Annotated in this window: 24 protein-coding genes; 19 read left to right on the top strand and 5 right to left on the bottom strand. The window is 64.2% G+C overall.

Features of this window, described 5'->3' with window-relative positions; translation table 11 throughout:
* Nucleotides 1-10 precede the first annotated feature (10 nt).
* Entirely contained in the window at nt 11-1,486 is a 1,476-nt protein-coding gene (locus BV95_RS00480; protein ID WP_037446292.1) for an aldehyde dehydrogenase family protein, read from the top strand.
* Between the two features lie 111 nt (nt 1,487-1,597).
* Here BV95_RS00480 and BV95_RS00475 read toward each other — a convergent pair whose 3' ends face one another.
* A complete protein-coding gene (locus BV95_RS00475; protein ID WP_013846942.1) occupies nt 1,598-1,789 on the bottom strand; it encodes a ferredoxin in 192 nt (63 codons plus the stop codon).
* 13 nt (nt 1,790-1,802) lie between these two features.
* Nucleotides 1,803-3,029, bottom strand: a complete 1,227-nt coding sequence (locus BV95_RS00470; protein WP_037446446.1) for a cytochrome P450 — start codon at nt 3,027-3,029, stop codon at nt 1,803-1,805.
* 251 nt (nt 3,030-3,280) lie between these two features.
* Between BV95_RS00470 and BV95_RS00465 the strand changes: the two genes are divergently transcribed.
* From BV95_RS00465 to BV95_RS00410, 12 genes are all read left to right on the top strand, one after another.
* Nucleotides 3,281-4,462, top strand: a complete 1,182-nt coding sequence (locus BV95_RS00465; RefSeq protein WP_037446290.1) for an acyl-CoA dehydrogenase family protein — start codon at nt 3,281-3,283, stop codon at nt 4,460-4,462.
* A 26-nt stretch (nt 4,463-4,488) separates the two neighbouring features.
* Nucleotides 4,489-5,634 carry an acyl-CoA dehydrogenase family protein gene (locus tag BV95_RS00460; protein WP_037446288.1) on the top strand — a complete coding sequence of 382 codons (1,146 nt, stop codon included), beginning with the start codon at nt 4,489-4,491 and terminating at the stop codon, nt 5,632-5,634.
* A 10-nt stretch (nt 5,635-5,644) separates the two neighbouring features.
* Entirely contained in the window at nt 5,645-6,670 is a 1,026-nt protein-coding gene (locus BV95_RS00455) for an NADP-dependent oxidoreductase (RefSeq protein WP_037446286.1), read from the top strand.
* A 4-nt stretch (nt 6,671-6,674) separates the two neighbouring features.
* Nucleotides 6,675-7,883, top strand: a complete 1,209-nt coding sequence (locus BV95_RS00450; protein ID WP_037446284.1) for a CoA transferase — start codon at nt 6,675-6,677, stop codon at nt 7,881-7,883.
* Complete coding sequence (locus BV95_RS00445; protein ID WP_037446282.1) at nt 7,880-8,704, top strand: HTD2 family dehydratase; 825 nt, start codon at nt 7,880-7,882, stop codon at nt 8,702-8,704. Before BV95_RS00450 ends, BV95_RS00445 begins: the two co-directional genes overlap by 4 nt.
* Before the next feature lie 22 nt (nt 8,705-8,726).
* Nucleotides 8,727-9,881 carry an acyl-CoA dehydrogenase family protein gene (locus BV95_RS00440; protein WP_037446280.1) on the top strand — a complete coding sequence of 385 codons (1,155 nt, stop codon included), beginning with the start codon at nt 8,727-8,729 and terminating at the stop codon, nt 9,879-9,881.
* Between the two features lie 109 nt (nt 9,882-9,990).
* The gene (locus tag BV95_RS00435; RefSeq protein WP_037446279.1) at nt 9,991-11,187 is read left to right on the top strand and encodes an acetyl-CoA C-acetyltransferase; all 1,197 of its coding nucleotides are present in this window, start codon (nt 9,991-9,993) and stop codon (nt 11,185-11,187) included.
* Between the two features lie 84 nt (nt 11,188-11,271).
* Nucleotides 11,272-11,646, top strand: coding sequence for a c-type cytochrome (locus BV95_RS00430; protein WP_037446277.1), 375 nt, complete (start codon nt 11,272-11,274; stop codon nt 11,644-11,646).
* 132 nt (nt 11,647-11,778) lie between these two features.
* Nucleotides 11,779-13,032 carry a CaiB/BaiF CoA transferase family protein gene (locus tag BV95_RS00425; RefSeq protein ID WP_037446275.1) on the top strand — a complete coding sequence of 418 codons (1,254 nt, stop codon included), beginning with the start codon at nt 11,779-11,781 and terminating at the stop codon, nt 13,030-13,032.
* Entirely contained in the window at nt 13,029-13,811 is a 783-nt protein-coding gene (locus tag BV95_RS00420; RefSeq protein ID WP_037446273.1) for an SDR family NAD(P)-dependent oxidoreductase, read from the top strand. Before BV95_RS00425 ends, BV95_RS00420 begins: the two co-directional genes overlap by 4 nt.
* Before the next feature lie 177 nt (nt 13,812-13,988).
* Nucleotides 13,989-14,864 carry an enoyl-CoA hydratase gene (locus BV95_RS00415; RefSeq protein WP_037446271.1) on the top strand — a complete coding sequence of 292 codons (876 nt, stop codon included), beginning with the start codon at nt 13,989-13,991 and terminating at the stop codon, nt 14,862-14,864.
* Nucleotides 14,861-16,543: an acyl-CoA dehydrogenase family protein gene (locus BV95_RS00410; protein WP_037446269.1), complete on the top strand. Its 1,683-nt coding sequence runs from the start codon at nt 14,861-14,863 to the stop codon at nt 16,541-16,543. The genes BV95_RS00415 and BV95_RS00410 overlap by 4 nt, the downstream gene beginning before the upstream one ends.
* 200 nt (nt 16,544-16,743) lie before the next feature.
* On the opposite strand, the gene BV95_RS00405 is transcribed toward BV95_RS00410, so the two are convergent.
* Nucleotides 16,744-17,505, bottom strand: coding sequence for a competence/damage-inducible protein A (locus BV95_RS00405; protein ID WP_037446444.1), 762 nt, complete (start codon nt 17,503-17,505; stop codon nt 16,744-16,746).
* A gap of 80 nt (nt 17,506-17,585) precedes the next feature.
* Between BV95_RS00405 and map the strand changes: the two genes are divergently transcribed.
* From map to BV95_RS00385, 4 genes are all read left to right on the top strand, one after another.
* Nucleotides 17,586-18,416, top strand: a complete 831-nt coding sequence (gene map, locus BV95_RS00400; protein ID WP_037446267.1) for a type I methionyl aminopeptidase — start codon at nt 17,586-17,588, stop codon at nt 18,414-18,416.
* Between the two features lie 251 nt (nt 18,417-18,667).
* Complete coding sequence (locus BV95_RS00395) at nt 18,668-19,006, top strand: P-II family nitrogen regulator (RefSeq protein ID WP_007685085.1); 339 nt, start codon at nt 18,668-18,670, stop codon at nt 19,004-19,006.
* A 92-nt stretch (nt 19,007-19,098) separates the two neighbouring features.
* Nucleotides 19,099-20,511, top strand: coding sequence for a type I glutamate--ammonia ligase (gene glnA / locus BV95_RS00390; RefSeq protein WP_037446263.1), 1,413 nt, complete (start codon nt 19,099-19,101; stop codon nt 20,509-20,511).
* A 164-nt stretch (nt 20,512-20,675) separates the two neighbouring features.
* Entirely contained in the window at nt 20,676-21,728 is a 1,053-nt protein-coding gene (locus BV95_RS00385; protein WP_037446442.1) for an NAD(P)H-dependent flavin oxidoreductase, read from the top strand.
* Here the strand turns inward: BV95_RS00385 and BV95_RS00380 are convergent.
* Nucleotides 21,725-22,378 carry a histidine phosphotransferase family protein gene (locus BV95_RS00380; RefSeq protein WP_037446261.1) on the bottom strand — a complete coding sequence of 218 codons (654 nt, stop codon included), beginning with the start codon at nt 22,376-22,378 and terminating at the stop codon, nt 21,725-21,727. The two genes, BV95_RS00385 and BV95_RS00380, sit on opposite strands and share 4 nt — an antisense overlap.
* Before the next feature lie 97 nt (nt 22,379-22,475).
* Nucleotides 22,476-22,874 (bottom strand): M67 family metallopeptidase, encoded by a 399-nt coding sequence (locus BV95_RS00375; RefSeq protein ID WP_037446259.1) that lies wholly within the window; start codon nt 22,872-22,874, stop codon nt 22,476-22,478.
* Between the two features lie 17 nt (nt 22,875-22,891).
* Here BV95_RS00375 and BV95_RS00370 point away from each other — a divergent pair, with 17 nt between their 5' ends.
* Nucleotides 22,892-23,842 (top strand): RluA family pseudouridine synthase, encoded by a 951-nt coding sequence (locus BV95_RS00370; protein ID WP_037446257.1) that lies wholly within the window; start codon nt 22,892-22,894, stop codon nt 23,840-23,842.
* A 75-nt stretch (nt 23,843-23,917) separates the two neighbouring features.
* The gene (gene rpoH / locus BV95_RS00365) at nt 23,918-24,832 is read left to right on the top strand and encodes an RNA polymerase sigma factor RpoH (RefSeq protein ID WP_013846963.1); all 915 of its coding nucleotides are present in this window, start codon (nt 23,918-23,920) and stop codon (nt 24,830-24,832) included.
* The last annotated feature ends 48 nt before the right edge of the window (nt 24,833-24,880 follow it).

The raw sequence follows: 24,880 nt of genomic DNA, 5'->3' as shown, positions 1-24,880 counted from the left end.
GGATGATCCCATGATCGAGACCCGCCGCCCCGCCTTCATCGACGGCAAACCCAAGAAACTGCTGATCGACGGCAAACCCGTCGACGCCCTGTCCGGCGAGACGTTCCAGAGCTTCAGCCCGTCTACCGGCGAATCGGTGGCCGAACTGGCGCTGGCAGGCGCGGAGGATGTGGACCGCGCCGTCCGCGCCGCCCGCGCCGCATTCGAGGGGCCGTGGAGCCGCTTCAAGCCTGCGGAGCGGCAGGCGGTATTGCTGAAGCTGGCCGATCTGGTGGATGCGGAGTTCGACGATCTCGCCTTGCTCGATTGCATCGAGATGGGGCGGCCGATCACGGCGGCGAGAGGGCTGCGCGGGATGCTGCAACGGTCGCTGCGCCATTTTGCGGGCGCGGCGACGGCGATCCATGGGGAGACGCTGTCCAACAGCTTTCCCGTGGACCTGCTGTCCTACACGCTGCGCGAGCCGGTGGGCGTGGTGGGGGCGATCATTCCCTGGAACGGGCCGCTGTTCAGCGCGGCGTGGAAGGTCGGGCCGGTGCTGGCGACGGGCTGCACCATGGTGCTGAAGCCCGCCGAGGATGCGTCGCTCAGCCCGTTGCGCTTCGGGGAATTGTGCCTCGAGGCGGGCGTGCCGCCGGGCGTCGTCAATGTCGTGACCGGGGCCGGCTGGACCGGGGGCGCGCTTTCCGCGCATCCGGACGTGGACAAGATCGCCTTCACCGGCTCCTGCGAGACGGGCCAACGGATCATCGCAGCCTCTGCCGGGACGGTGAAGAAGGTGACGATGGAACTGGGCGGGAAGTCGCCCAACATTATCTTTGCCGACGCCGATCTGGACTTGGCCACGCCCGCGGCGGCGATGGGCGTGTTCAACAATTCGGGGCAGGTCTGCGCTGCGGGCACGAGGTTGTTCGTGGAGCGGCCCGTCTATGAGGAGATGGTTCAGCGTATCGCTGCCTTCGCCAGGGAATTGAAGATCGGCCCCAGCCTGGACAGCGACACCCAGATCGGCCCGCTGGTGTCGGCAAAACAATATGCCCGCGTCTCATCCTATCTGGAACTCGGCCCGCAGGAAGGGGCGCGGCTGGTGACGGGCGGAGAGCGGGTGACGGGCGGGAATTTCGACAAGGGCCATTGGGTCGCCCCCACGGTCTTTGCCGATGTGGAGGACGAGATGCGCATTGCGCGGGAGGAGATTTTCGGTCCCGTATCCTGCATCATGCCCTTCGATGATTTCGATGAGGTGATAAGCCGCGCCAATGCGACCTGCTTCGGGCTGGCGGGAGGCGTGTGGACGAAGGATATCGGCAAGGCCATGGCGGCGGTGAAGCGCATCCGGGCCGGGTCGGTCTGGGTCAATCATTATTTCGCGATGGACCCTTCCGTGCCCTTTGGCGGCTACAAGATGAGCGGCTTTGGGCGGGAAGGCGGCGCGGAGCATATCGACGCCTATTTGCAGACCAAGGGGGTGTGGATCAGAACGTAAATATATCGTCGTCCCAGCGTAGGCTGGGATCTCGTGAGGTCAGTCCGTGCCCTATCGCCTGAGATCCCAGCCTACGCTGGGATGACGGAAATTTACGGAAATGATGTCCGCTTACTTCTCTATCTCCAGCGCCCTTTCGGGGCAGGATTTCGCGCCCTTCCAGGCGAGTTTTTCATCCGCCTCCGCCACTTCGATATCGCCTGGCTTGATATAGCCTTCATCGTCCAGGTCGAAGATATGGGGCGCCATGGCCCAGCAGCGCGCATGGCCCTGGCATTTGTCGTTGTGCACGATGATCTTCATGGGATGTCCCTCCTCAGGACCAGTCGAGGATCAGATTTTCGATACCGAAGACATGCCCGCCGAACGTGACGGGCGAGGTTCCTTCCTTGATGCGGAAAGGGGGGATGCGCTTCAGCCATTCCTCCAGCCCGACCACGATCTCCCGCCGGGCGAGGTGCGACCCCAGGCAGCGATGCGGACCATAGGCGAAGGCGGTGTGGCGATTATCCTCCCGCGTCAGGTCGATCTTTTCGGGGTGCGGGAATTCCAGCGGATCGCGATTGGCGATCATCGTCGCGCAGGAGACATAGTCGCCCTTGCGGATCGGCGCGCCTTCGAAATCAATGTCCTTCGTGGCGACGCGGATCATCTGCACGGTCGGATAGGCACGCAGCAATTCCTCCGCCGCCAGCACGATGCGGGATGGCTCGCCGCGCAGCATTTCCTGATCCTGCGGATGCCGGGCCAGATAATTGAGGTCGAAACCGATCGCTGCCGCCACCGTGTCCAGCCCGGCGACGAACAGCAGCACGCCGGTCCCGCGAATTTCCGTGTCGGTGAGCGGCCGGTCGTCGATCTTCGATTGCACGAGGAAGGACATGAAATCGTCCACCGGCCGCTTGCGCCGTTCGGCGGCCAGTTCATCGATGAAGGCGATGATCGTGCGCGCCGCCGCGGGTCGCTGAACATTGTCGCCGTGCAGCAATTCATTCGCCCAGGTGACGAATTCGTCCAGCCGGTCGTCCGGCAGGCCCAGGAAGCGCAGGAAGATGTTCACCGCGAAGGGAAAGGCGAAATCCTCCATGACATGGCAACTGGTGCCCGCCGCCGCGATCCTGTCGATCAGGAATACCGCCCTCTCCCGCACGGCGCTTTCCAGTGCCATCACCCGTTTGGGCGAGAGCAGCGGGTTGAGCAGCGAACGGAACTTGCCATGATCCGGCGGGTCCAGTTCCAGCGGGATCATCGGCCAGCTTTCCCCCAGGGCCGAGGCGAAGATGCTGCGGTGGCTGGAGAAGGTTTCCGGGTCTTGCAGTACCCTCCGCTGGTCCTGCGCGCGGGTGATGACCCAGGTGCCGCGTCCGTCGCGGGTGTTGACCGGCGAATAGAAGATGCGCGGCCCTTCATGCACGACCGCCGCCGCTGCCTGCGGATCGCCATTGGGCGTGGGCTGCATGCCAGGCGAGGAAAACAGGCTGAAATCCCCCACCATGGCCAGGGGAACATGGGCCGGAATCGGGCTGGTCGCGAAGGTTTCCATATACATGCTCTCCACTATGCGCACCCCGCCCGCGAATCGCCGGAGAAAGCGGCAGCCTTTATCAATTCTGCATTTGAGTATAGTTTATGTCGCGGCACGGGCCTGTCAACCATCGCAGCCATGATGAACGCCGACCGACACCAATTTTATCCCCTAGTGCAATTTATTCCTAGCCAGCAGTGCAGAATTGGCATAAGGATTCGGTCATCGAAGGGCAGCATGGCCTAATGCGCAGCACGGGGACGGGATGAATGGCCGAGTTGGAGGAAATGGAAGCGCAATCGTTCCGGGAGGAAGCGCGCGCATGGCTGAAGGCGAATTTTCCGCCTTCGCTGACCAATGCCCCGTCCATCCATTTCGTCAGCGACCGGCATGCGGCGGAATCCAATGCGGACTGGTGCCTGTGGCGCCAGCGCATGGCGGAAAAGCGTTGGGGCGTGCCCACATGGGAACAGCGCTATGGCGGCGCTGGGTTGACGCAGGCGCATGGCAAGATCATCGGCCAGGAACTAGCGGCTATCGGCGGTTTCAACCCGATCCGCAGCTATGGCACGATGATGCTGGGTCCGACGCTGCTGGAATATGGCAGCGAGGAGCAGAAGCGGGAGCATCTGCCCTTCATCGCCACCAATGAACGGCGCTGGTGCCAGGGTTTCTCGGAACCGGGCGCAGGGTCGGACCTTGCCTCGCTCCAGACGAAATGCATCGACATGGGCGATCATTGGCTGGTCAGCGGGCAGAAAATCTGGACGTCAGGCGCCGATCAGGCCGACTGGTGCTTCGCCCTTGTGCGCACCGACACCAGCCGGAAGCAGGGTGGCATCAGCTTCCTGCTGATCGACATGAAATCCGAAGGGGTCGAAGCCCGGCCAATCGTGCTGATCAGCGGATCGACTCATTTCTGCGAGGTCTTCTTCAACGATGTGAAGGTGCCCAAGGGCAATCTGGTGGGACAGGTCAATCAGGGCTGGGCCATCGCCAAGCGGCTGCTGCAATATGAGCGCGACAGCCTGTCGGACGTGAAGGCGGAGATCACGCCGCTCGCCCCGCTCGCGCATCAATATTGCGGCACGGACGTAATGGGGCGGATCGACAATCCGGACCTTAGAGCCCGCATGGTGCGCAATGCGATGCGGCATGAAGCCTATCTGGCGACGGTATCGCGGCTGGCGCGGGAGGCGAAGAGCGGCGGCCCCGGCTATGGCGTGTCGGCGCTCAAGAATCTCTGGTCCGGGATCATCCAGGACCGGGCCGAACTGCTGATCGAACTGATGGGCGCCAACGGCCTGGGCTGGTCGGGCGAGCATTATACGGATGCCGAACGGGAAGCGACGCGGGCCTGGCTGCACAGCAAGGCCTTCTCGATCTACGGCGGCAGCTACGAAATCCAGAACAACATCACGGCGAAGCGTACGCTGGAACTGCCGGCCTGAGAAAGAATAAGGATGGGATCGGGAGGATGCTGAACGAAGAGCAGCGGATGCTGAAGGACATGGCGGCGGAATGGGTGCATGATCGCCTGCCGGTGACGGCGCTGCGGTCCTTTTATGGCCATGACGGCGGCGGGCGGCCGGATGCGGAGGGTTTTGATCCAGAGGCCTGGGCCGAAATGGCGCAGATGGGCTGGGCAGGCATACTGGTGCCGGAGGCGCATGGCGGGTCCGACTTCGGTTATCGCGGCATGGGATTGGTGCTGGAGGAACTGGGCCGGACATTGGGCACTTCGCCGCTGCTGAGTTCCGGGCTGGTGGCGGCGTCCGCGTTGCGGCTGGGCGGCACGGAGGCACAGCAGGCGCGCTGGCTGCCGGGCATAGCCGACGGGTCGGCCATCGGCACGCTGGCGGCGGAGGAAGGCGCGCAGCATGGGCGCGAAGATGTCGCGCTGGCGGCCACGGCTGCGGGCGGCGGATGGGTGCTGAACGGCGTCAAGCGGCCGGTGCAGGACGGCATGGCCGCGACCTTCGCCATCGTCACCGCCCGAACCGGGGGAGCACCGGGGGATCGGGACGGCATCACGCTGTTCCTGGTGGAAGGCGGCGCGTCCGGCCTGTCGCGGGAGGCGCTGGACCAGATCGATGCGCGCAGGCCCGCCTTCTTCCGCTTCGACAATGTGGCCGTGGGCGCCGACGCCGTGCTGGGCGAAGCGGGCAAGGGCGCGGACCTGCTCGACAGGCTGTTCGACCTGGCGGCGGTCGGCATTGCGGCGGAAATGCTGGGCAATGCGTGTCAGGCCTTCGACACCACGCTCGATTATCTGAAGACGCGGGTGCAATTCGGCGCGATCATCGGCTCCTTCCAGGCCTTGCAGCATCGCGCCGCCGAGATGTTCGGGGAATTGCAGCTTGCCCGTTCTGCGGTGGAGGCGGCGCTGGACGCCATCGATGCAGATGATACCGCCCTCCCCGCTCTCGCCTCCCTGGCCAAGGCGACCGTTGGGGAGACGCTGCACGGCATTTCTTCGCAGATGGTGCAGCTTCACGGCGGCATCGGCATGACGCACGAACATGATGCGGGTCTCTATCTGAAGCGGGCGCGGGTGGCGGCGCAATGCTATGGCTCGACCGCCTGGCATCGCGAGCGCTGGGCGCGGCTCAACGGCTATTGAGGCAAGCGGCATGCAATCGCGTGAAATTCACCTGAAGCGCCGCCCTGTCGGCACGCCGGTAGCGGAAGATTTCGCGACCGTCGCTGTCGACGTGCCGCCGCCCGGTCCGGGAGAGGTGCAGGTCCGCAACCTCTGGATGGCGGTCGACCCAGCCATGCGCGGGCGGATGAGCGACGCCAAAAGCTATGTCCCGCCTTTCGCGCTGGACGCGCCGATGGAGGGTCCGGCCATTGGCGAGGTGATCGCCTCCAACGATCCGGCTTTTGCGCCGGGCGATCTCGTCTTTTCGCGGCTTAGCTGGCGGGAGCTTTTCAACGCTCCGGCCAGCGCGCTCAGGCAACGGGACAGGAGCGCTCTGCCCGCCCAAGCCTGGCTCTGCTTCGCCGGGATGCCAGGGCTGACCGCCTATGCCGGGCTGATGCGGATTGCGCGGTTGAAGGCGGGCGATGTCGTGTTCGTTTCCGCCGCATCCGGAGCGGTTGGCTCCATCGCGTGCCAGATTGCCCGCAATATCGGCTGCACGGTGATCGGATCGGCCGGCGGCCCGGAAAAGACCGCTTTCCTGCGCAACGTGCTGAAGGTCGATGCCGCCATCGATTACAAGGCCGAACCCAATCTGACGAAGGCGCTCGCCCGCGAGGTCAAGGCCATGGGCGCGAGCGGCATCGACGTCTATTTCGAGAATGTCGGCGGCGATCATCTGCAGGCGGCGCTGTCGCTGGCGAATGATTTTGCGCGCTTCGCGGTGTGCGGGATGATCTCGCAATATAATGTCACCGACGCGCCGGTCGTGCCGCGCAACCTGACCATGATCATGACCAAGCGCATCCGCATGGGGGGCTTCATCGCGCTGGACCATATGGACCTTGAGGGCGAAATGGTGGAACGGATGACCGGCTGGAACGCCGCCGGGCAAATGGCCTCGGCGGAGACGGTCTATGAAGGGATCGGCCAGGCGCTGGATGCCTTTTCGGGCCTGTTCACCGGCGCGAATATCGGCCGGACGCTGGTGAGGCTTGGGACGGAATTGGGGTAGAGCGATGTACGAACTATTGAAGGGCCTGCGCGTCGTGGAGGGCGCGGCCTTCATCGCCGGGCCTTCCTGCGGCCTGCATCTGGCGCAGATGGGCGCGGAAGTAATCCGCTTCGACGCCATCGGCGGCGGGCCGGATTATCGCCGCTGGCCGGTCGCGCCCGGCGGCGACAGCCTCTATTGGGAGGGACTGAACAAGGGCAAGAAGTCCATCGCCATCGACCTGGGCCGACCCGAAGGCCGCGAACTGGCCGTGGCGCTGGCGACTGCGCCCGGAGACAATGCCGGGCTGTTCCTGACCAACTATCCGGTGAAGGGCTTCCTGAGCCACGAAGCGCTGGCGGCGAAGCGCGCCGACATCATCAGCGTCCGCGTGATGGGCTGGGCGGACGGATCGCCTGCGGTCGACTATACGATCAACGCGGCGGTTGGCGTGCCGCAGATGACCGGTCCCGCCGATGACGAACGGCCGGTCAATCATGTGCTGCCCGCCTGGGATTTGCTGGGCGGGGCCTATGCCGCCTTCGCCATGACGTCGGCGCTGCTTCGCCGCAGGATCAGCGGCGAGGGCGCGGAAATTCGCGTGCCCCTGTCCGATCTGGCGGCATCCAGCCTGTCGCATCTGGGATCGGTGGCGGAAGTGCTGTCGGCTGGCGACCGGCCCCGCATGGGCAATGATCTGTTCGGGGCCTTCGGGCGGGATTTCGTGACGGCGGACGGCAGGCGGCTGATCGTCGTCGCCATCACGCCGCGCCAGTGGTCCGGCCTGCTCAAGACGCTGGACCTTGGCGATGCGGTCGGGGCCGTCGAAGCGGACCTGGGCGTCAGCTTTGCAAGGGATGAGGGCGTCCGTTTCACCCATCGCGCACGCCTCTTCCCGCTGTTCGAGGCCGCTTTCGCGAGCCGTTCCGCCGAAGCGTTGAAGCCTGCTTTCGACGCTGGCGGTGTTACCTGGGGCGAATATCGGACGCTGCATCAGGCGGTGACGACCGACCCGCGCCTGTTCACCGCCAATCCGCTGTTCGAGACGCTGACCCATCCGAGCGGCCTTAGCTATCCGACATCCGGTCCTGCGGGCACGTTGGCCAATGAAGCGCGCGGTCCGGTCGCCAGCGCGCCAAAACTGGGGCAGCATACGGACGAGGTGCTCGCTGCCGTGCTGGGCCTCGACAGCGGCGCCATCGGGCGGTTGCATGATGAGGGACTGGTGGCATGACCGTGGCCGAAGCCGACATCGCCCATTGGCGCACCTGGATCGGCAGGACCGAAAGCCGCACGGAATTGCTCGACCGGGAGGCGCTCACCCGCTTCGCCGCCGCCATCGGTGAACCGCTGAATGTAGAGGAAATCCAGCCCTCGCTTGCCCATTGGGCCTTCTTCCTGCCCGTCGCCGCAGCGGACCAGATCGGCCCGGACGGCCACCCCAGGCGCGGCGGATTCCTGCCTCCGGTCACACTGCCCCGCCGCATGTTCGCGGCGTCGGACATGGCGTTCGGCGAACCCTTGTCGCTCGACCGGGAAGCGACCCGCATCTCCACCGTGCAGGATGTCGCGCACAAATCGGGCCGTAGCGGCGAGCTGATACTGCTGACCGTCGATCATCGCATCGTCCAGGGGGGCAGCGAACGGGTGCGGGAGACGCAGACCATCGTCTATCGCGATGCCGGTGCAGCCACGCCTGCGATCACACCCGCCGCCTTTCCGGCCGAGGCGGAGGACGCGATCTGGACGCCGTCCACGGTCGACCTGTTCCGCTTTTCCGCCGTGACCTTCAACAGCCACCGCATCCATTACGACCTGCCCTATGCTTGCGCGGAGGAAGGCTATCCGGGGCTGGTGATCCACGGCCCCTTCACCGCCGCCAAGCTGTTCGGCCATGCCCGCAGCGGCGGACGCATGCCCAGCCGCTTTGCCTTCCGCGCCGTCGCGCCGGTCTTTCAGGGCCAGAGCGTGCTGCTGCGCGAGAATGAGGGTTGCCGCTTCCGCGCCATTCGCTGCGACGGTCTGGACGCCATGGTGGCGGACGTCGCCTACTGATTTTGAAAAAGGAGTTTTCGAGATGGACGCCGAGACGTTCGACCTGTTCCGCACCACCGTCCAGCGCTTCGTCGCGGAAAAGCTGATCCCTGCCGAGGATGAAGTCGAGGAGGCTGACGCGATGCCCGAAACCATCGTCCAGCAGATGCGCGACATGGGCCTGTTCGGCCTTTCCGTGCCGGAGGAATATGGCGGGCTGGGCTGCACCATGGCGGAAGAAGCCGCGATCATCCGCGAAATCACCCGTGCCTCCATCGCCTTTCGCTCCATCATCGGCACTACCGTCGGCATCGGCAGCCAAGGCATCGTCATGGATGGCACGGAGGAGCAGAAGCGCGAATGGCTGCCCAAATTCGCGACTGGTGAAGCCATCGCCAGCTTCGGCCTGACCGAACCGGAAGCGGGATCGGACGCGGCTTCGCTGCGCACCGTCGCGATCAAGGATGGCGACAATTATCGCATCACCGGCACCAAGCGCTATATCACCAACGCGCCCCGCGCCAGCGTCTTCACGCTGATGGCGCGCACCGAACCGGATGTGAAGGGCGCAGCGGGCATATCCGCCTTCATCCTGCCCGCAAACACGCCGGGAATCAGCCTGGGCAAACCGGACAAGAAAATGGGGCAGAAGGGATCGGTCACCACGGACGTCATTCTGGAAGATGTGGTGGTCCCTGCGAAGAACATCATCGGCGGCGTGCCGGGGCGCGGCTTCAAGACGGCGATGAAGGTGCTGGATCGCGGGCGTATCCATATCGCCGCCGTCTCGCTGGGCATGTGTCAGCGGTTGATCGACATGTCATTGCAATATGCGCTGGAGCGCAAGCAGTTCGGCCAGCGCATCGCCGACTTCCAGCTTATCCAGGGCATGTTGGCCGATATGAAGGTCGACATGCTGACCGCCGAGGCGCTGATGCAGTCGGTCGCGGCGAAGTTCGATGCGGGCGAACCGGTCAGCCTGGAATGCGCGGCGCTCAAATATTACGCTTCCGAAGCGGTGGGACGCATCGCGGACCGCGCCGTGCAGATCCATGGCGGTGCGGGCTATATGGCCGAATATAAGGTCGAGCGCTTCTATCGCGATGTCCGGCTGCTCCGCATCTATGAAGGCACCAGCCAGATCCAGCAGACCATCATCGCCAAGCAGATGATCCGACAGGCCGAAGCTGCCCGCTGATAATGGGAACCACCTCCGTTCGTTTCGAGCGAAGTCGAGAAACCTGCACACCCCGCTTCTCGACTGCGCTCGAAGCGAACGGGGGCATGCAAATTGGAAGGACATAACCATGCGCAGAGCCGCTATCGTCACCCCCATCCGCACCGCCGTCGGCAAATATGGCGGGTCGCTCAAGTCCATGACGGCGGGCGATCTGGGCGCCGTCATCATCAAGGCGCTGGTGGAGCGCACGAAAATCGACCCCGAACGGATCGACGACGTGGTGTTCAGCCAGGGCTATGGCAATGGCGAGGCGCCCTGCATCGGCCGCTGGTCGGCGCTGGCGGCGGGCCTGCCGGAATCCATCCCCGGCGTGCAACTGGATCGCCGCTGCGGCTCCGGCCTGCAAGCGGTGATCGACGCAGCCATGCGCATCCAGACCGGCGCGGCAGACATGGTGATCGCGGGCGGCGTGGAGAGCATGTCGAACGTCGAATATTATTCGCTCGACCATCGCTGGGGCGCGAGGTCTGGTTCGACCCAGTTCCACGACCGCCTGACGCGGGGCCGGGTGATGTCTCAGCCCATCGAACGCTATGGCGTCATCAGCGGCATGATCGAGACGGCGAACAACCTCGCCAGGGATTACGACATCTCCCGCGAAGCCTGCGACGAATATGCCGCGATGAGCCACCAGCGCGCCGCAGCCGCCTGGGAAGCGGGCAAGTTCGATGACGAACTGGTTCCTGTCGCCGTGCCGCAGCGCAAGGGCGAACCCATCATGTTCGCGAGGGACGAGGGCATACGCGCCGACGCCACGCCGGAATCGCTGGCGCTGCTCAAGCCCATCGAGAAGGACGGCGTCGTCACCGCGGGCAATGCCAGCCAGCAGAATGATGCGGCTGCCGCCTGCCTGGTGGTGGCGGAGGACAGGTTGAGCGAACTCGGCCTTGAACCCATGGGTTTCCTGCATAGCTGGGCGGCGGCGGGCTGCGACCCGTCGCGCATGGGGATCGGGCCGGTTCCGGCGGTGGAGCGGCTGTTTGCGCGGAGCGGGCTTGGCTGGGGGGACATCGATCTGGTCGAACTCAACGAGGCCTTCGCGCCGCAGGTTCTGGCCTGCCTCAAGGGCTGGAACTGGGACGACCGGGACAAGCTGAACGTCAATGGGTCGGGCATTTCGCTGGGGCATCCGATTGGAGCCACCGGCGGACGCATCCTTGCCAATCTGCTGCGCGAATTGCGGCGGCGCGACGGGCGCTATGGGCTGGAAACGATGTGCATCGGCGGCGGCCAGGGGCTGGCGGCGGTGTTCGAGCGGGCCTGATAAAGGGATTGTTCAGGCCCATTCCGGTTTAGTCATGCGCGCCGGCATGGAATCCGTCCGGTCGCGAAGGGAAGAGGATAATAGATGGTTTCGAAATTCGCCGCGCTTGCCGTCGCCATGCTGATCGCGAGCCCCGCGCTGGCCCAGGCGGGCGACGCCGCCAAGGGCAAGGCGGTCTTCGCCCGTTGCATGGCCTGCCATTCCGTCGATCCGGGCGCGAACCGGCTTGGGCCATCGCTGGCCGGGGTGATGGGCCGCACATCGGGCACGATGGCGGGTTTCGCCTATTCCCCAGCGATGAAGAACGCCAAAATCCGCTGGGACGCCAAGACGTTGGACGCCTTCCTGGCCAAGCCGACCGCCAAGGTGCCGGGCAGCAAGATGATCTTCGCGGGTCTGCCCAATCCGGCGGATCGCGCCAATCTGATCGCCTATCTGGCCAGCGCGACCAAGAAATGATCTGAAAACTATCCCACAGTGCAAAAATCATTGCACTAGCTGCCCGGTCCCGCTATCTGTTGAATCAAGCGATGCAGCGGAAAGATGGGAACGGATGCGGTTTTTCGGAAAGATGACGATGGGAGCGCAGGCATGAACGCCCGCGCTCTAGAAGGGGTGAAGGTGCTGGACCTTTCGCGGGTTCTGGCCGGTCCCTGGTCGACGCAGATTCTGGCCGATTTCGGCGCGGACGTGATCAAAATCGAACTGCCCGGCCATGGCGACGACACCCGCGCCTGGGGACCGCCCTATCTGACCGGCGCGGATGGCGAGCCGGAGATCGGCACTAGCGCCTATTATCTGTCCTGCAACCGCAATAAGCGGTCCGTCGCGATCAACCTCGCGACGCCGCAGGGCGCAGAACTGATCCGCAAGCTCGCCGCCGAAGCCGACATATTGGTCGAGAATTTCAAGGTCGGCGGCCTGAAGAAATATGGCCTCGATTATGAGAGCCTGCGCGGCGTGAACCCGCGCCTCGTCTATTGCTCGATCACCGGTTTCGGCCAGACCGGTCCCTATGCCGACCGTGGCGGATACGACTTCGTGGCGCAGGGCATGGGCGGCTTCATGAGCATCACGGGTGAAGAGGATGGCGGCCCGCTGCGCGCGGGCGTGGCGATGGCGGACCTGTCGACCGGCATGTTCGCCACCGTCTCCATCATGGTGGCGTTGCGCCATGCGGAACGCACCGGTGAGGGGCAGCAGATCGACGTGTCGCTGCTCGATACCCAGATCGCGATGCTCGCCAATCAGGGGATGAACTGGCTGGTCGGCAATGTGGTGCCGGGGCGGCTGGGCAATCGCCATCCGACCGTCGTGCCCTACAAGACGTTCGAGGTCGCGGACGGCGTGATGATCATCGCTATCGGCAACGACCGGCAGTTCCGCGCCTTCTGCACGGAAATGGGCCATTCGGAGCTGGGCACCGATCCGCGCTTCGCCACCAGCGCCCAGCGGCTGATCAACCGCGAAGAGATCGAGGCGAAGGTGCAGGAGATCGTCCGGCCCTTCCCCCGCGACGAACTGATGGCGCGTTTCGTGGCCAAAGGCGTGCCCGCCGGGCCGGTCAACACGATCAAGGACGTGTTCGAAGACCCCTTTGTCGAGGCGCGGCAGACCGTCCACCGATTCCGCCGGGAAGAGGATGGCGTGGAAATTCCGACCGTCGCCTATCCGGGCAAGCTGTCCGCCACGCCCGCCGACTATCGATATTGTCCGCCCCGCGTGGGCGAACATAGCCGCGAGATTTTGGGCCAGTGGCTCGGCCTGGGCGATGCGGCGCTGGATGCGCTGGCCGCGCAAGGCGCGATCGCCCAGCGCCCTGTCCAGGAGAGAACAGAAGCATGAAACTCGACAACAGCGTTTCCGCCATCGTGACCGGCGGCGCATCCGGGCTGGGCGAAGCGACCGCCCGCGCCCTCGGCGTCAGGGGGGTGAAGGTCGCCCTGTTCGACTTCAACGAGGAGACGGGAAACAGGGTCGCGGCCGAAATAGGCGGCGCCTTCTGCAAGGTAGACGTGACCGACGAAGCCTCCGTCGATGCGGGGTTCGCGCAGGCGCGCGCCGCTCATGGGCAGGAACGGATCATCGTCAATTGCGCGGGCACCGGCAATGTCGTCAAGACCGCCTCCCGCGACCGCGAGACAGGCGCGATCAAGGCTTTTCCCACCGACCAGTTCGAACGGATCGTCCAGATCAACCTGATCGGCACCTTCCGCTGCTGCGCCAAGTCGGCGGCGGGGATGCTGACGCTGGACGCTCTGGAGGACGGGGCGCGGGGCGTCATCATCAATACGTCCAGCGCGGCGGCGGTGGACGGGCAGATCGGGCAGGCGGCCTATAGCGCGTCGAAGGGCGGCATCGTCAGCCTGACGCTGCCCATGGCCCGCGACCTGATGGGCGAAGGCATCCGCGTCAACGCGATCCTTCCCGGCATTTTCGACACGCCGCTGATGGCGCGGGCCAGCGACAAGGTGCGCAATGCCCTGTCCGCCACGGTCCCCTTCCCCAAGCGCTTCGGCAAGCCGGAAGAGTTCGCCGCCATGGCGCTGGCGATGATCGAGAATGACTATTGGAACGGCGAATATGTGCGGCTGGACGGCGGCCTGCGCATGCCGCCGAGGTGAGAAAGGCGGCAACGCAGCCGTTCGTCCTGAGACGCCGCTGAGCCCGTCGAAGCGGCGTATCGAAGGATCAAAGCTTGGCACAGCCCCTTCGATACGGGCCTTCGCCAAGCTCAGTCCCTACTCAGGGCGAACGGATGGGGAGGGTTAGCCGGTAAAATCAGTATAGGGACCGACAAGATGACCAAGGACGGACAACAGGACGAGCCCGAATTCGTGACCTACAGGGTCGAAAACGGCGTCGCATGGGTGATGCTGAACCGCCCGCAATATAGCAATGCGCAGAATTACCGGTTGCTGGGGCAGCTTGACGACGCCTTCAAGCATGCGGTCGAGGATGATGACGTCAAGGTCATCGTGCTGGGCGGCGAGGGCAAGCATTTCTCCGCCGGGCACGACATCGGCACGCCAGAGAAGGACAGCCACATGCCGCGCTTCCGCACGAGCATGTGGTGGGACCATCTGAACAAGGGCGGCGCGGAACGCCAATATGTGCTGGAGCAGGACGGCTATCTGGGCCTCTGCCGCCGCTGGCAGGAGATTCCCAAGCCGATGATCGCGATGGTGCAGGGCGCCTGCATCGCGGGCGGGCTGATGCTGGCCTGGGTCTGCGACCTGATCGTCGCGTCGGAGGATGCCTTTTTCCAGGATCCGGTGCAGCGCATGGCCCAGCCGGGGGTCGAATATTTCGCCCATGCGTTCGAACTGCCGCCGCGCGTGGCGCGGGAATTGCTGTTGCTCGGACGGCGAATGCCCGCCCAGCGCGCCTATCAGTTCGGCATGGTGAACGAGATTTTCCCGCGCGAGACGCTGCGCGAGGAAGTGGCGAAGATCGCCGCCGAAATCGCCCAACATGACCGTTTCGGCCTGGCGCTGACCAAGCAGGCGTTCAACTTCGTGGAGGATCTGCGCGGCAAGCGTCAGGCGATGGACGGCGTGTTCCATATGCACCATCTGGCCCATGCGCATAACCAGTTGATGACCGGCAACCTTGTCGGCGGGCTGGATGCCAAGGCCATGGCGGCGGCCAACAAGAAACAGGCTGGCGAGGGATGAGCGTGACGGTGGAAGTCGAAAAGACGGTGTTGGTCCTTCCCGGCCTTCCCGCGCTGCTGTCGGGTGCCGCGGATGCCGCCCAGGCATTCGTCGCGGCGGCCCAACCCCAGGTGAAGGCGCGCATTGCCAACGACAAGGGCCAGGTCGACCGCGTGCTGGCCGATGTGGAGCAGCATGCCGTCCACGGCTTCGGCTGGTTCGCCGCCTATGCGGAGATGATGCGGGAAGTGGCGAATTGGGCCGCCAATCTGGACGCGGACGGCGCCTTCGGGGAAATAGAGGCGCTGCTCGCGCAACTGCTCTTCGCCGAATATGGCGCGCAGATGCTGGGCGGCATCCCGATGAACCAGGGCGAGGTGATCCGCGCCACGGACCTGACCGACGATCTGTCGGCGCTCGACGCCCCCGCCTTCCGCACCATCGTCCGTCAGGGCGGCGGACAAGGGGTGAAATCGGCCATAGCCCGCCATCTCGTCGCGCAGCGGGGTCATGCGACGCTGGAAAATTGCGGGCTGGACGACATGTTCGACATGGTCCGCGAGCAGTTCTTCGCGCTTTCGAACGAGAAGGTCGCGCCCTTCGCCCATGACTGGCACCTGAAGGACGAGTTGATCCCCCTGCCCCTGGTCGAGGAACTGGGCGCAATGGGCGTGTTCGGCATGACCATCCCGGAGGAGTTTGGCGGGCTTGGCATGGGGAAGACCGCCATGTGCGTCGTGTCGGAGGAATTGTCGCGAGGCTGGATCGGCGTGGGATCGCTCGCCACCCGATCCGAAATCGCGGCGGAACTGATCCTGACAGGGGGAACGGACGAGCAGAAGGCGCATTGGCTGCCGCAGATCGCCAATGCGTCGATCCTGCCGACCGCCGTTTTTACCGAGCCGGACACCGGATCGGACCTGGGTTCGCTGCGCACCCGCGCAACGCTGGCCGATGGCGAATATCGGGTGAGCGGCAACAAGACGTGGATCACCCATGCCGCCCGCGCCGATGTGATGACGCTGCTGGTTCGCACCGATCCCGATACCAAGAATTACAGCGGCCTTTCCATGCTGATCGCGCCCAAGCAGCGCGGTACGGTGGAGGCCCCCTTCCCAACGCCGGGCATGAGCGGCGGCGAGATCGAGGTGATCGGCTATCGCGGCATGAAGGAATATGAGATCGGCTTCGACGATTTCCGCGTGCCTGCCGCGAATCTGCTCGGCGGGGTCGAGGGTCAGGGGTTCAAGCAGCTTATGGCGACCTTCGAATCCGCCCGTATCCAGACCGCCGCCCGCGCCATCGGCGTGGCGCAGGCTTCGCTCGACATCGGCCTTTCCTACGCGCTCGACCGCAAGCAGTTCGGGCGCCCGATCTTCGATTTTCCCCGCGTTGCCAACAAGCTGGCGATGATGGCGGCGGAGATTATGGGGGCGCGCCAGCTCACCTATTTCGCGGCGCGGCGCAAGGATGAGGGCAAGCGCTGCGACCTGGAAGCGGGCATGGCCAAACTGATCGGCGCGCGCGTCGCCTGGGCGGCGGCGGACAATGCGTTGCAGATCCATGGCGGCAACGGCTTCGCGACCGAATATCAGGTGAGCCGCCTGCTGGCCGATGCGCGGATTCTCAACATATTCGAGGGAGCGGGGGAGATTCAGGCGCAAGTTATTGCGCGGAGATTGCTGGATGGGGGGAATTGAAGGGGTTATTGGGTAATAGCCGCCGCTAAATCCTCCCTACGCGAAGCGTGGGGAGAGGGACCGGCCGAAGGCTGGTGGAGGGGAAGATTTGGAGGTTTCGCCTTTTCCCCTCCACCACGCTTCGCGCGGTCCCCCTCCCCATCTATCGATGGGGAGGAATGGGATAGGTACGCTCTACACCCGAACCGGCACTCAAGCCGTCAAATCCCTCCGGCCACCACCGGCCAGCCGCCTTGCTCCAGCGCCGCGCTGAGATCGGCCACGCACCTGTCCAGCACCGCCGCGTCCACAGAGCGGATCACGAAATTCGCGCCGGTCTTCCCCTCGCGAAAGAAGGGGTAGCTGCCGATCTGGCATCCCTCATGCGCCCGCTCCGTCGCGCCCAGCAGGTCCGCGATCTCGCTCTCCGCCACCCAGCAGCCGATAGTCGCCGACAGCACCGGCAGGCCGCCCTCCAGCGTCCCCGTCAAACTGTCCAGCATCCCGGCGGTGATGTGCGGTACGCCCGCCATGATGAAGATATTGCCGTGCCGCAGGCCCGGAGCGCCCGACATGCGGTTCTCTATCAAGCTGGAACCGGCGGGGGCCCGCGCCATGCGAAGTCGCGCTTCGGTGAGGCCCCCTCGCGTCTCGTAATAGCCAGAAAGCATCGCCCGCGCCCCGGCGTGAATCTCCACCTCCACGCCCAGCGCGGCGGCGATGGCGTCGACGGTGATGTCGTCATGGGTCGGCCCGATGCCGCCGGTCGTGAACAGATAATCGTTGCGCGCCCGAAGCGCGTTCACCGCCTCCACGATCGCATCATTATCGTCCGCCACCACCCGGACTTCGCGCAGACGGATGCCCTGCACGTTCAGCCAGGTCGCAATCTGGGAAACATTCCTGTCCTGCGTCCTGCCCGAGAGAATTTCGTCGCCAATCACGATCAGCGCTGCGGTCCATATGCGGGTGGGGTCGGCCATGGGCAGGCCATAGCCTCTGCGGCGCGCCATGCCTAGCCGCCCTCTCGCATTATGCCGCGCCCTTGCCTATAATCACCCCCATGACCGAATATATGACGATGACGGCGGACGCGCCGATTTCCCGCTCGACCGCGATCAAGCTCTATGATGCGGCCGGTTTCGAAGGCATGCGCAGGGCCGGGCGGCTGGCCGCGGAAATATTGGACGCGCTGGTGCCCCATGTGGTGCCCGGCGTCACCACCGGCGAACTGGACGACATCGTCCGCCGCATGACGCTGGACGGCGGCGGGGTGCCGGCGACCCTGGGCTATCGCGGCTATACGCATAGCTGCTGCATCTCGCTCAACAACGTCATCTGCCACGGCATTCCGGGCGATCAGAAGCTGAAGGACGGCGATATATTGAATATCGACGTGACGCCCCTGGTCGACGGCTGGCACGGCGACACCAGCCGCATGTATATTTGCGGTGAAGCGCCCATCAAGGCGCGCAGGCTGGTCGAGGTCACCTATGAATGCCTGATGCTGGGCATAGAGCAGGCGAAGCCCGGCAACAGGCTGGGCGATATCGGCCATGCCATCCAGCGCCACGCCGAAAAGCATCGCTACGGCGTGGTCCGCGATTTTTGCGGCCATGGCCTGGGCCGCGTGTTCCACGACAGTCCGGAGGTGGTCCATGTCGGCCGCCCCGGCACCGGCCCGGAACTGAAGCCCGGCATGTTCTTCACCATCGAGCCGATGATCAACATCGGCAAGCCGGGCGTGAAGATGCTTGAGGACGGCTGGACGGCGGTTACTCGCGACCGCACGCTCTCGGCCCAGTTCGAGCATAGCATCGGCATCACCGAAACCGGCTGCGAGATATTCACGAAGAGCCCGACGGGTCTCGACGCGCCGCCCTATAAACTCTGATCATCGGAGTCAGGCCTTTTTGACCTGCCCAAAAATTGGGCAATGCGTCATGATGTTGCCCGGAATCCGGGCAATATGGACAAAAGTTGCTGCATCGCGGAAAGCAGTTCCTAGCGATTCGCTATTTGGCACGGTAATTGATTGGCAAGAGTGGCGGCGCGTGCCTTCGGGGGGCATGGATCGTCACTCTGGTTGAACGAAAGGCGGGGTCATACCCGCCATTTGCGCGCGTTGAGTTGGGATATCTGAAGATGAAGAAGATCGAAGCGATCATCAAACCGTTCAAGCTGGATGAAGTGAAGGAAGCGCTTCACGAAGTCGGCGTTTCGGGCATCACCGTGACGGAGGCCAAGGGCTTTGGCCGCCAGAAGGGTCACACCGAACTGTATCGCGGCGCGGAATATGTGGTCGACTTCCTGCCCAAGGTGAAGCTGGAGGTCGTGGTCGACGACTCGCTCGCCGAACGGGTGGTCGAGGCGATCTCGGCCGCGGCGCAGACGGGCCGCATCGGCGACGGCAAGATCTTCATCTCCAACATTGAAGGCGCGGTCCGCATCCGCACCGGCGAGCGGGATAGCGACGCCATCTGATTTTTAACGGGTTCTCGCCAACGGACAGGGATTGGCGGACGCATATCAACCGACCCCTTCGGGGGGGTATTTTGAAAGAAGGGCAAGTTCACATGGCCAACACGCCTAAAGACATCCTGAAGATGATCGAGGAAAAGGAGATCGAGTGGGTCGATGTCCGTTTCACCGATCCCAAGGGCAAGTGGCAGCACCTGACCATGGTGTCTTCGGTGCTGGGCGAGGATGAACTGACCCAGGGCCTGATGTTCGACGGTTCGTCGATCGAAGGCTGGAAGGCGATCAACGAGTCGGACATGATCCTGAAGCCCGACCTGGACGCCGTCTATGTCGATCCGTTCAGCGCCACGCCGATGCTGATCATCTTCTGCGACATCGTGGAGCCCGACACCGGCGAACTCTACGCTCGCGACCCGCGTTCGACCGCCAAGCGCGCCGAAGCCTTCGTCAAGTCGGCCGGTTTCGGCGACACCGTCTATGTCGGCCCGGAAGCCGAATTCTTCATGTTCGACGATGTCCGCTTCGAGAACGACTATTCGCAGAGCTATTTCAAGATCGACGACATCGAATTGCCGACCAACACCGGCAAGGAATATGAAGGCGGCAACCTGGGCCACCGTCCGCGCGCCAAGGGCGGTTACTTCCCGGTCGCGCCGGTCGATCCCTGCACCGACATCCGCGCCGAGATGGTTTCGACCATGCTCGAAATGGGCCTGCCCTGCGACAAGCACCACCATGAGGTGGCCGCCGCTCAGCACGAACTGGGCCTGACCTTCGGCACGCTGGTCCAGACCGCCGACCGCATGCAGATCTACAAATATGTCGTGCAGATGGTCGCCCAGGCCTATGGCAAGACCGCGACCTTCATGCCCAAGCCGATCGCGCAGGACAACGGGTCGGGCATGCACACCCACATGTCGATCTGGGACGGCGGCAAGCCGCTGTTCGCGGGCGAAGGCTATGCCGGTCTGTCGGACATGTGCCTCTACTTCATCGGCGGCGTCATCAAGCATGCCAAGGCCCTGAACGCCTTCACCAACCCGACCACCAACAGCTACAAGCGTCTGGTGCCGGGCTTCGAAGCGCCGGTCCTGCTGGCCTATTCGGCCCGCAACCGTTCGGCTTCCTGCCGTATTCCCTACGGCGCGGGCGCCAAGGCGAAGCGCGTGGAATTCCGTTTCCCCGACGCGATGGCCAATCCCTATCTCTGCTACGCCGCGCTGCTGATGGCAGGCCTGGACGGCATCGAGAACAAGATCCATCCGGGTGGCGCGATGGACAAGAACCTGTACGACCTGCCGCCGGAAGAGCTGAGCCAGGTGCCGACCGTTTGCGGTTCGCTGCGTGAAGCGCTGAACAGCCTGGAAGCCGATTACGAGTTCCTGCTGAAAGGCGACGTGTTCACCAAGGACCAGATCGATGCCTATATCGAACTGAAGTGGCCCGAAGTGTACCGCTGGGAAATGGCTCCCTCGCCGGTCGAATTCGACATGTACTACAGCGCCTGATCTTTTCGGGACTGTTCCGGAAAAGGGGCCTGGCCGCAAAAGCGGCCGGGCCTTTTTCCTTTATTCCGGCCAGGTGGAAGCAAAGCGGGGCGATCAGGCCCGCTTGAAGTCCACGCTTCATCCCATGGTTGCATGATGGTCCAGCCATGGCCCAAAATCGCGGCATGTCGCTGATCGAGTCGCTGAACCTCGAAAATCCCATCATCCAGGCGCCCATGGCCGGGGTCTCGACACCCGCCATGGCGGCGGCCGTTTCCAATGCCGGGGCGCTCGGTTCGATCGCCGTCGGCGCGACCGATGCGGCAGGCGCCCGCTCCATGATAGAGGCGGTCCGCGCTCAGACCGACCGTCCGTTCAACGTCAACCTTTTCACCCATGCGCCCGCTCGCAGAAATCCGGCCAAAGAGGCGGCATGGATCGCTGCGCTGGCGCCGCTTTTCCAAAATTATGACGCCCAGCCGCCATCTTCCCTCCGTGAAATCTACCGCAGCTTCGTGGAGGATGACGCAATGCTTGCCGCGCTGATCGACCTGGCGCCGCCCGTGATCAGCTTCCATTTCGGTCTGCCTGACCCCGCCCGCATCGCGGCGCTCAAGCAAGCCGGATGCCTGCTCCTCGCCACCGCAACCAATCTTGGCGAAGCGCGCGCTGCGGAGGAGGCGGGCATCGACGCCATAGTTGCCCAGGGCCATGAGGCGGGCGGCCATCGCGGCGCCTTCGACCCCGAGGCGCCCGATGACCAGCTTGGCGCCTTCGCCCTCACCCGCCTGCTCGTCGCCCGCTGTTCCTTGCCGGTCATCGCCGCGGGCGGCATCATGGACGGCAGGGGCATCCGCGCCGCGCTGGACCTGGGCGCGGTCGCCGCCCAGCTTGGGACAGCCTTTATCGCCTGTCCGGAAAGCAGCGCCGACCAAGCCTATCGCACCGCCCTCGCCAGCCCGGCCGCCTGTCACACCGTCATGACCCGCGCCATTTCAGGCCGCCCCGCCCGCTGTCTTGCCAATCGCTTCACCGCATGGGGAGCCGAGGCAGGACCGGAAGTCCCGGCCTATCCCATCGCCTATGATGCGGGAAAGACGCTGAACGCCGCCGCGAAAGTCATGGGCGAAGGCGGCTTCGGCGCGCAATGGGCGGGCCAGGGCGCGCCCTTGGCACGCGCCATGCCAGCAGCCGATCTCATCGCCCTGCTTGCCAAGGAATTGCGGGAAACCGCTTAACGCGCGTCCGGAATGGATGCCCCGAACAGCAACACAGGCTCCCCAGCGGGGGACAGGGCAATCTCGCCCCCGGTGCTGGTCACCAGCGCCCGCACCATCCAGGCGGCCGAGGTCCGCGAAGCCAGCCCCTCCGGCGGCAAGGTGCCCGCCAACGCCGCCCGCAGGTCGGGATCGAGCACCAGCTTGGGGCCCTCCGCCCGCACCACGATTTCGGTGACGCCGGGCCGCTTTTCCGCGCCGATGTCGAGTTGCCCGCCCCGCACCAAAGCATCGCCCGCGATCAACGCTAGGTTCAGCAGCACCTTCACCGGCAGCTTGTCGAGCATATCGTCCTCGACCAGCCAGCCGATCTTCACCCGGCCTGAGGCGGCGAACATGCCCTCTATCGCGACTCGCGCCTCATGCGTGGGCACCGCGTCCCCGAAGCCACCCGCCGAACCGAAGGCAAGACGGAAGAATTTCAGCTTGTTGGCGGAGGTCTTGGCGCTGTCCGCCAGCAGGTCCAGGCAGCGCTGGCGCATTTCCGGGTCGGTTTCATCCGCCATCAGTTCCAGCCCGTTGTTCAACGCACCCACAGGGCTCAGCAGATCATGGCACAGCCGCGAACAGAGCAGGCTGGCGAATTCGATGCTATCGGTCGAATGGGTCATGAAGTTTCGTTGCCGCCGGAAAGAAAATCAGGAAAGGAATGAAAAGGCTAATGCGCTGCCCTGCCGCATGATGCAAGCCCGGCCCGCCGCCTTTCGCTCACAAGATAACGAGCGAAGCCTCAACAAAACGTGCATTCTCATCCTCGCCCGCGGAAACCCAAAGCCGCGCCGCGCCGCCCCCGGCGATCAGCCATAGGCTGCCGTCCGCCACGGCGCAGGCCGCATCGGTCGCGGAGGGAACCGGCGCGCCCCCCGGATGCGAATGATAATGCCCCACGATCCGCGCCCCGCCCGCCCGCGCCGCCCGATGCGCCGCGATCAGCACGGCCGGGTCCAGTTCGAAACGCCGCGCGGGATCGGACGCGACATTGGCGGCGGGTTGGATCGCATCGATCCGGCCGGGTTCGCCCAACAGCAGGCCGCAGACCTCATTGGGGTCGGCCGCCGCTTCGGACATGATTTGTTCCAACAGGCCCCTTGAAATTTCAACCCTCATTCCTACATCATTACGCAATGGTTCCGGGGGTTTCCATCATAGAAGCGACAATCGGCGAGGCGCAGGACGGCATGCGGCTCGACAAGGCGCTTGCCGAACTGGTGCCGGACCTGTCGCGGGAGCGGCTGAAGGCCCTGATCGTTGACGGACAGGTGACAAGTTCCGGCCGCGCCCCCAATCCTTCGCTGAAGGTCACGATTGGGCAGGCCTTCGCCATCACCCTTCCTCCCCCGGTCGAGGCGGAGGCGGTCGCACAGAACATTCCGCTTGCCATCGTCCATGAAGATGCCGACCTGATCGTCATAGACAAGCCCGCCGGGCTGGTGGTTCATCCGGCGGCGGGCAATCTGGACGGTACGCTCGTCAATGCGCTGCTGCATCATTGCCAAGGCCAATTGTCCGGCATTGGCGGCGTGGCCCGGCCGGGCATCGTTCATCGCATCGACAAGGATACTTCCGGCCTGCTGGTCGTTGCCAAGTCGGATCGCGCCCATGAAGGGTTGGCGCAGCAGTTCGCCGCCCATTCGATCGACCGGCTTTATGCCGCGATCGTCTATGGCGCGCCTCAACCGGCCGCGGGCATGGTGGACACGTGGATTGGCCGTTCCGACGCCGATCGAAAGAAGATGGCGGTTTATCGGGAAGGACGCGGCAAACATGCCGTGACGCATTACCGCACGATACAGAAGCTGCGCGGCGCGGCTTTGGTGGAATGCAGGCTGGAAACCGGGCGGACGCATCAGGTGCGCGTTCATATGACCCATTTGGGACACCCCTTGATCGGCGACCCGGTTTACGGTAGAGAGAGAAAAGGTTTCAAATCGATACTGGAAACGCTGGGTTTCAAAAGGCAGGCATTGCACGCGAAAAGGCTGGGGTTCATACATCCTGTAACGGGTGAGGCGCTCAGCTTCGACAGCCAATTCCCTGCCGATATGCAGGAACTGTTAAGCGAGCTTCACGTATAGATCTGAACAAGTTTGCGACGGCGCTTCGAACGCCTCTTCTGGGTTCCGCCGCGCATGAAAGGGAAAGGTGACGACATGGCCGGAAAGACCAATGTCCCCGCGGTTCCTGCGCTGGGCGGTGAAGCCAGCCTCAACCGCTATCTGTCGGAAATCCGCAAATTTCCGATTCTGACGCCCGAGCAGGAATATATGCTCGCGAAGCGCTATGCCGAGCATGCGGATTCGGAGGCCGCTGCCCAACTCGTGACGTCGCATCTGCGCCTGGTGGCGAAGATCGCCATGGGTTATCGCGGCTATGGCCTACCGGTGAGCGAACTGATCAGCGAAGGCAATATCGGCCTGATGCAGGGCGTGAAGAAGTTCGAGCCGGATCGCGGCTTCCGCCTGGCGACCTACGCCATGTGGTGGATTCGCGCGTCGATCCAGGAATTCATCCTGCGGTCCTGGTCGCTTGTGAAGATGGGCACCACCGCCGCGCAGAAGAAACTGTTCTTCAACCTGCGCCGGATGAAGAACAATATCGAAGCGTTCGAGGATGGCGACCTGCACCCCGACGACGTCAAGAAGATCGCCACCGATCTGGGCGTCACGGAGGAGGATGTCATCTCCATGAATCGTCGCATGGCGATGGGCGGCGACACGTCGCTCAACGTGCCGATGCGCGAGGATGGCGAGGGCCAGTGGCAGGATTGGCTGGCCGACACCGATCCGTTGCAGGACGAACGCGTCGCCGACCGGCAGGAAAGCGAATTGCGCCACGACATGCTGGTGGAGGCGATGGACGACCTCAACGATCGCGAGAAGCATATTCTTGCGGAGCGCCGGTTGGCCGAAGAGCCCAAGACGCTGGAGGAACTCTCCCAGGTATATGGCGTATCGCGGGAACGGGTCCGCCAGATCGAGGTTCGGGCCTTCGAAAAGCTGCAAAAGGCGATGATGCGGATTGCGGGCGACAGGCTTGGCAAAATCTCCCGCCTCGCCACCATCTGATCCCATCATGATCGAACAAGAGCCCCGGATCACTCCGGGGCTTTTTTT

The organism is Sphingobium chlorophenolicum (assembly GCF_000722875.1).
In the GTDB taxonomy this organism is placed as follows: Bacteria; Pseudomonadota; Alphaproteobacteria; order Sphingomonadales; family Sphingomonadaceae; genus Sphingobium; species Sphingobium chlorophenolicum.
Note: the sequence above shows the minus strand (reverse complement) of the source record. Positions and strands in the feature narration are given on the sequence as shown.

Bases quoted from the DNA above. Each gene is read 5' to 3' on its own strand.
- BV95_RS00440 (WP_037446280.1), top strand. From the start codon at position 8,727: ATGGACGCCGAGACGTTCGACCTGTTCCGCACCACCGTCCAGCGCTTC.
- BV95_RS00375 (WP_037446259.1), bottom strand. From the start codon at position 22,874: ATGAGGGTTGAAATTTCAAGGGGCCTGTTGGAACAAATCATGTCCGAA.
- BV95_RS00385 (WP_037446442.1), top strand. From the start codon at position 20,676: ATGTCGCTGATCGAGTCGCTGAACCTCGAAAATCCCATCATCCAGGCG.
- BV95_RS00470 (WP_037446446.1), bottom strand. From the start codon at position 3,029: ATGGAAACCTTCGCGACCAGCCCGATTCCGGCCCATGTTCCCCTGGCC.
- BV95_RS00405 (WP_037446444.1), bottom strand. From the start codon at position 17,505: ATGGCCGACCCCACCCGCATATGGACCGCAGCGCTGATCGTGATTGGC.
- BV95_RS00410 (WP_037446269.1), top strand. From the start codon at position 14,861: ATGAGCGTGACGGTGGAAGTCGAAAAGACGGTGTTGGTCCTTCCCGGC.
- rpoH (WP_013846963.1), top strand. From the start codon at position 23,918: ATGGCCGGAAAGACCAATGTCCCCGCGGTTCCTGCGCTGGGCGGTGAA.
- map (WP_037446267.1), top strand. From the start codon at position 17,586: ATGACCGAATATATGACGATGACGGCGGACGCGCCGATTTCCCGCTCG.
- BV95_RS00370 (WP_037446257.1), top strand. From the start codon at position 22,892: ATGGTTCCGGGGGTTTCCATCATAGAAGCGACAATCGGCGAGGCGCAG.
- BV95_RS00450 (WP_037446284.1), top strand. From the start codon at position 6,675: ATGTACGAACTATTGAAGGGCCTGCGCGTCGTGGAGGGCGCGGCCTTC.
- glnA (WP_037446263.1), top strand. From the start codon at position 19,099: ATGGCCAACACGCCTAAAGACATCCTGAAGATGATCGAGGAAAAGGAG.
- BV95_RS00460 (WP_037446288.1), top strand. From the start codon at position 4,489: ATGCTGAACGAAGAGCAGCGGATGCTGAAGGACATGGCGGCGGAATGG.
- BV95_RS00445 (WP_037446282.1), top strand. From the start codon at position 7,880: ATGACCGTGGCCGAAGCCGACATCGCCCATTGGCGCACCTGGATCGGC.
- BV95_RS00380 (WP_037446261.1), bottom strand. From the start codon at position 22,378: ATGACCCATTCGACCGATAGCATCGAATTCGCCAGCCTGCTCTGTTCG.
- BV95_RS00395 (WP_007685085.1), top strand. From the start codon at position 18,668: ATGAAGAAGATCGAAGCGATCATCAAACCGTTCAAGCTGGATGAAGTG.
- BV95_RS00480 (WP_037446292.1), top strand. From the start codon at position 11: ATGATCGAGACCCGCCGCCCCGCCTTCATCGACGGCAAACCCAAGAAA.
- BV95_RS00465 (WP_037446290.1), top strand. From the start codon at position 3,281: ATGGCCGAGTTGGAGGAAATGGAAGCGCAATCGTTCCGGGAGGAAGCG.
- BV95_RS00420 (WP_037446273.1), top strand. From the start codon at position 13,029: ATGAAACTCGACAACAGCGTTTCCGCCATCGTGACCGGCGGCGCATCC.
- BV95_RS00455 (WP_037446286.1), top strand. From the start codon at position 5,645: ATGCAATCGCGTGAAATTCACCTGAAGCGCCGCCCTGTCGGCACGCCG.
- BV95_RS00435 (WP_037446279.1), top strand. From the start codon at position 9,991: ATGCGCAGAGCCGCTATCGTCACCCCCATCCGCACCGCCGTCGGCAAA.
- BV95_RS00425 (WP_037446275.1), top strand. From the start codon at position 11,779: ATGAACGCCCGCGCTCTAGAAGGGGTGAAGGTGCTGGACCTTTCGCGG.
- BV95_RS00475 (WP_013846942.1), bottom strand. From the start codon at position 1,789: ATGAAGATCATCGTGCACAACGACAAATGCCAGGGCCATGCGCGCTGC.
- BV95_RS00430 (WP_037446277.1), top strand. From the start codon at position 11,272: ATGGTTTCGAAATTCGCCGCGCTTGCCGTCGCCATGCTGATCGCGAGC.
- BV95_RS00415 (WP_037446271.1), top strand. From the start codon at position 13,989: ATGACCAAGGACGGACAACAGGACGAGCCCGAATTCGTGACCTACAGG.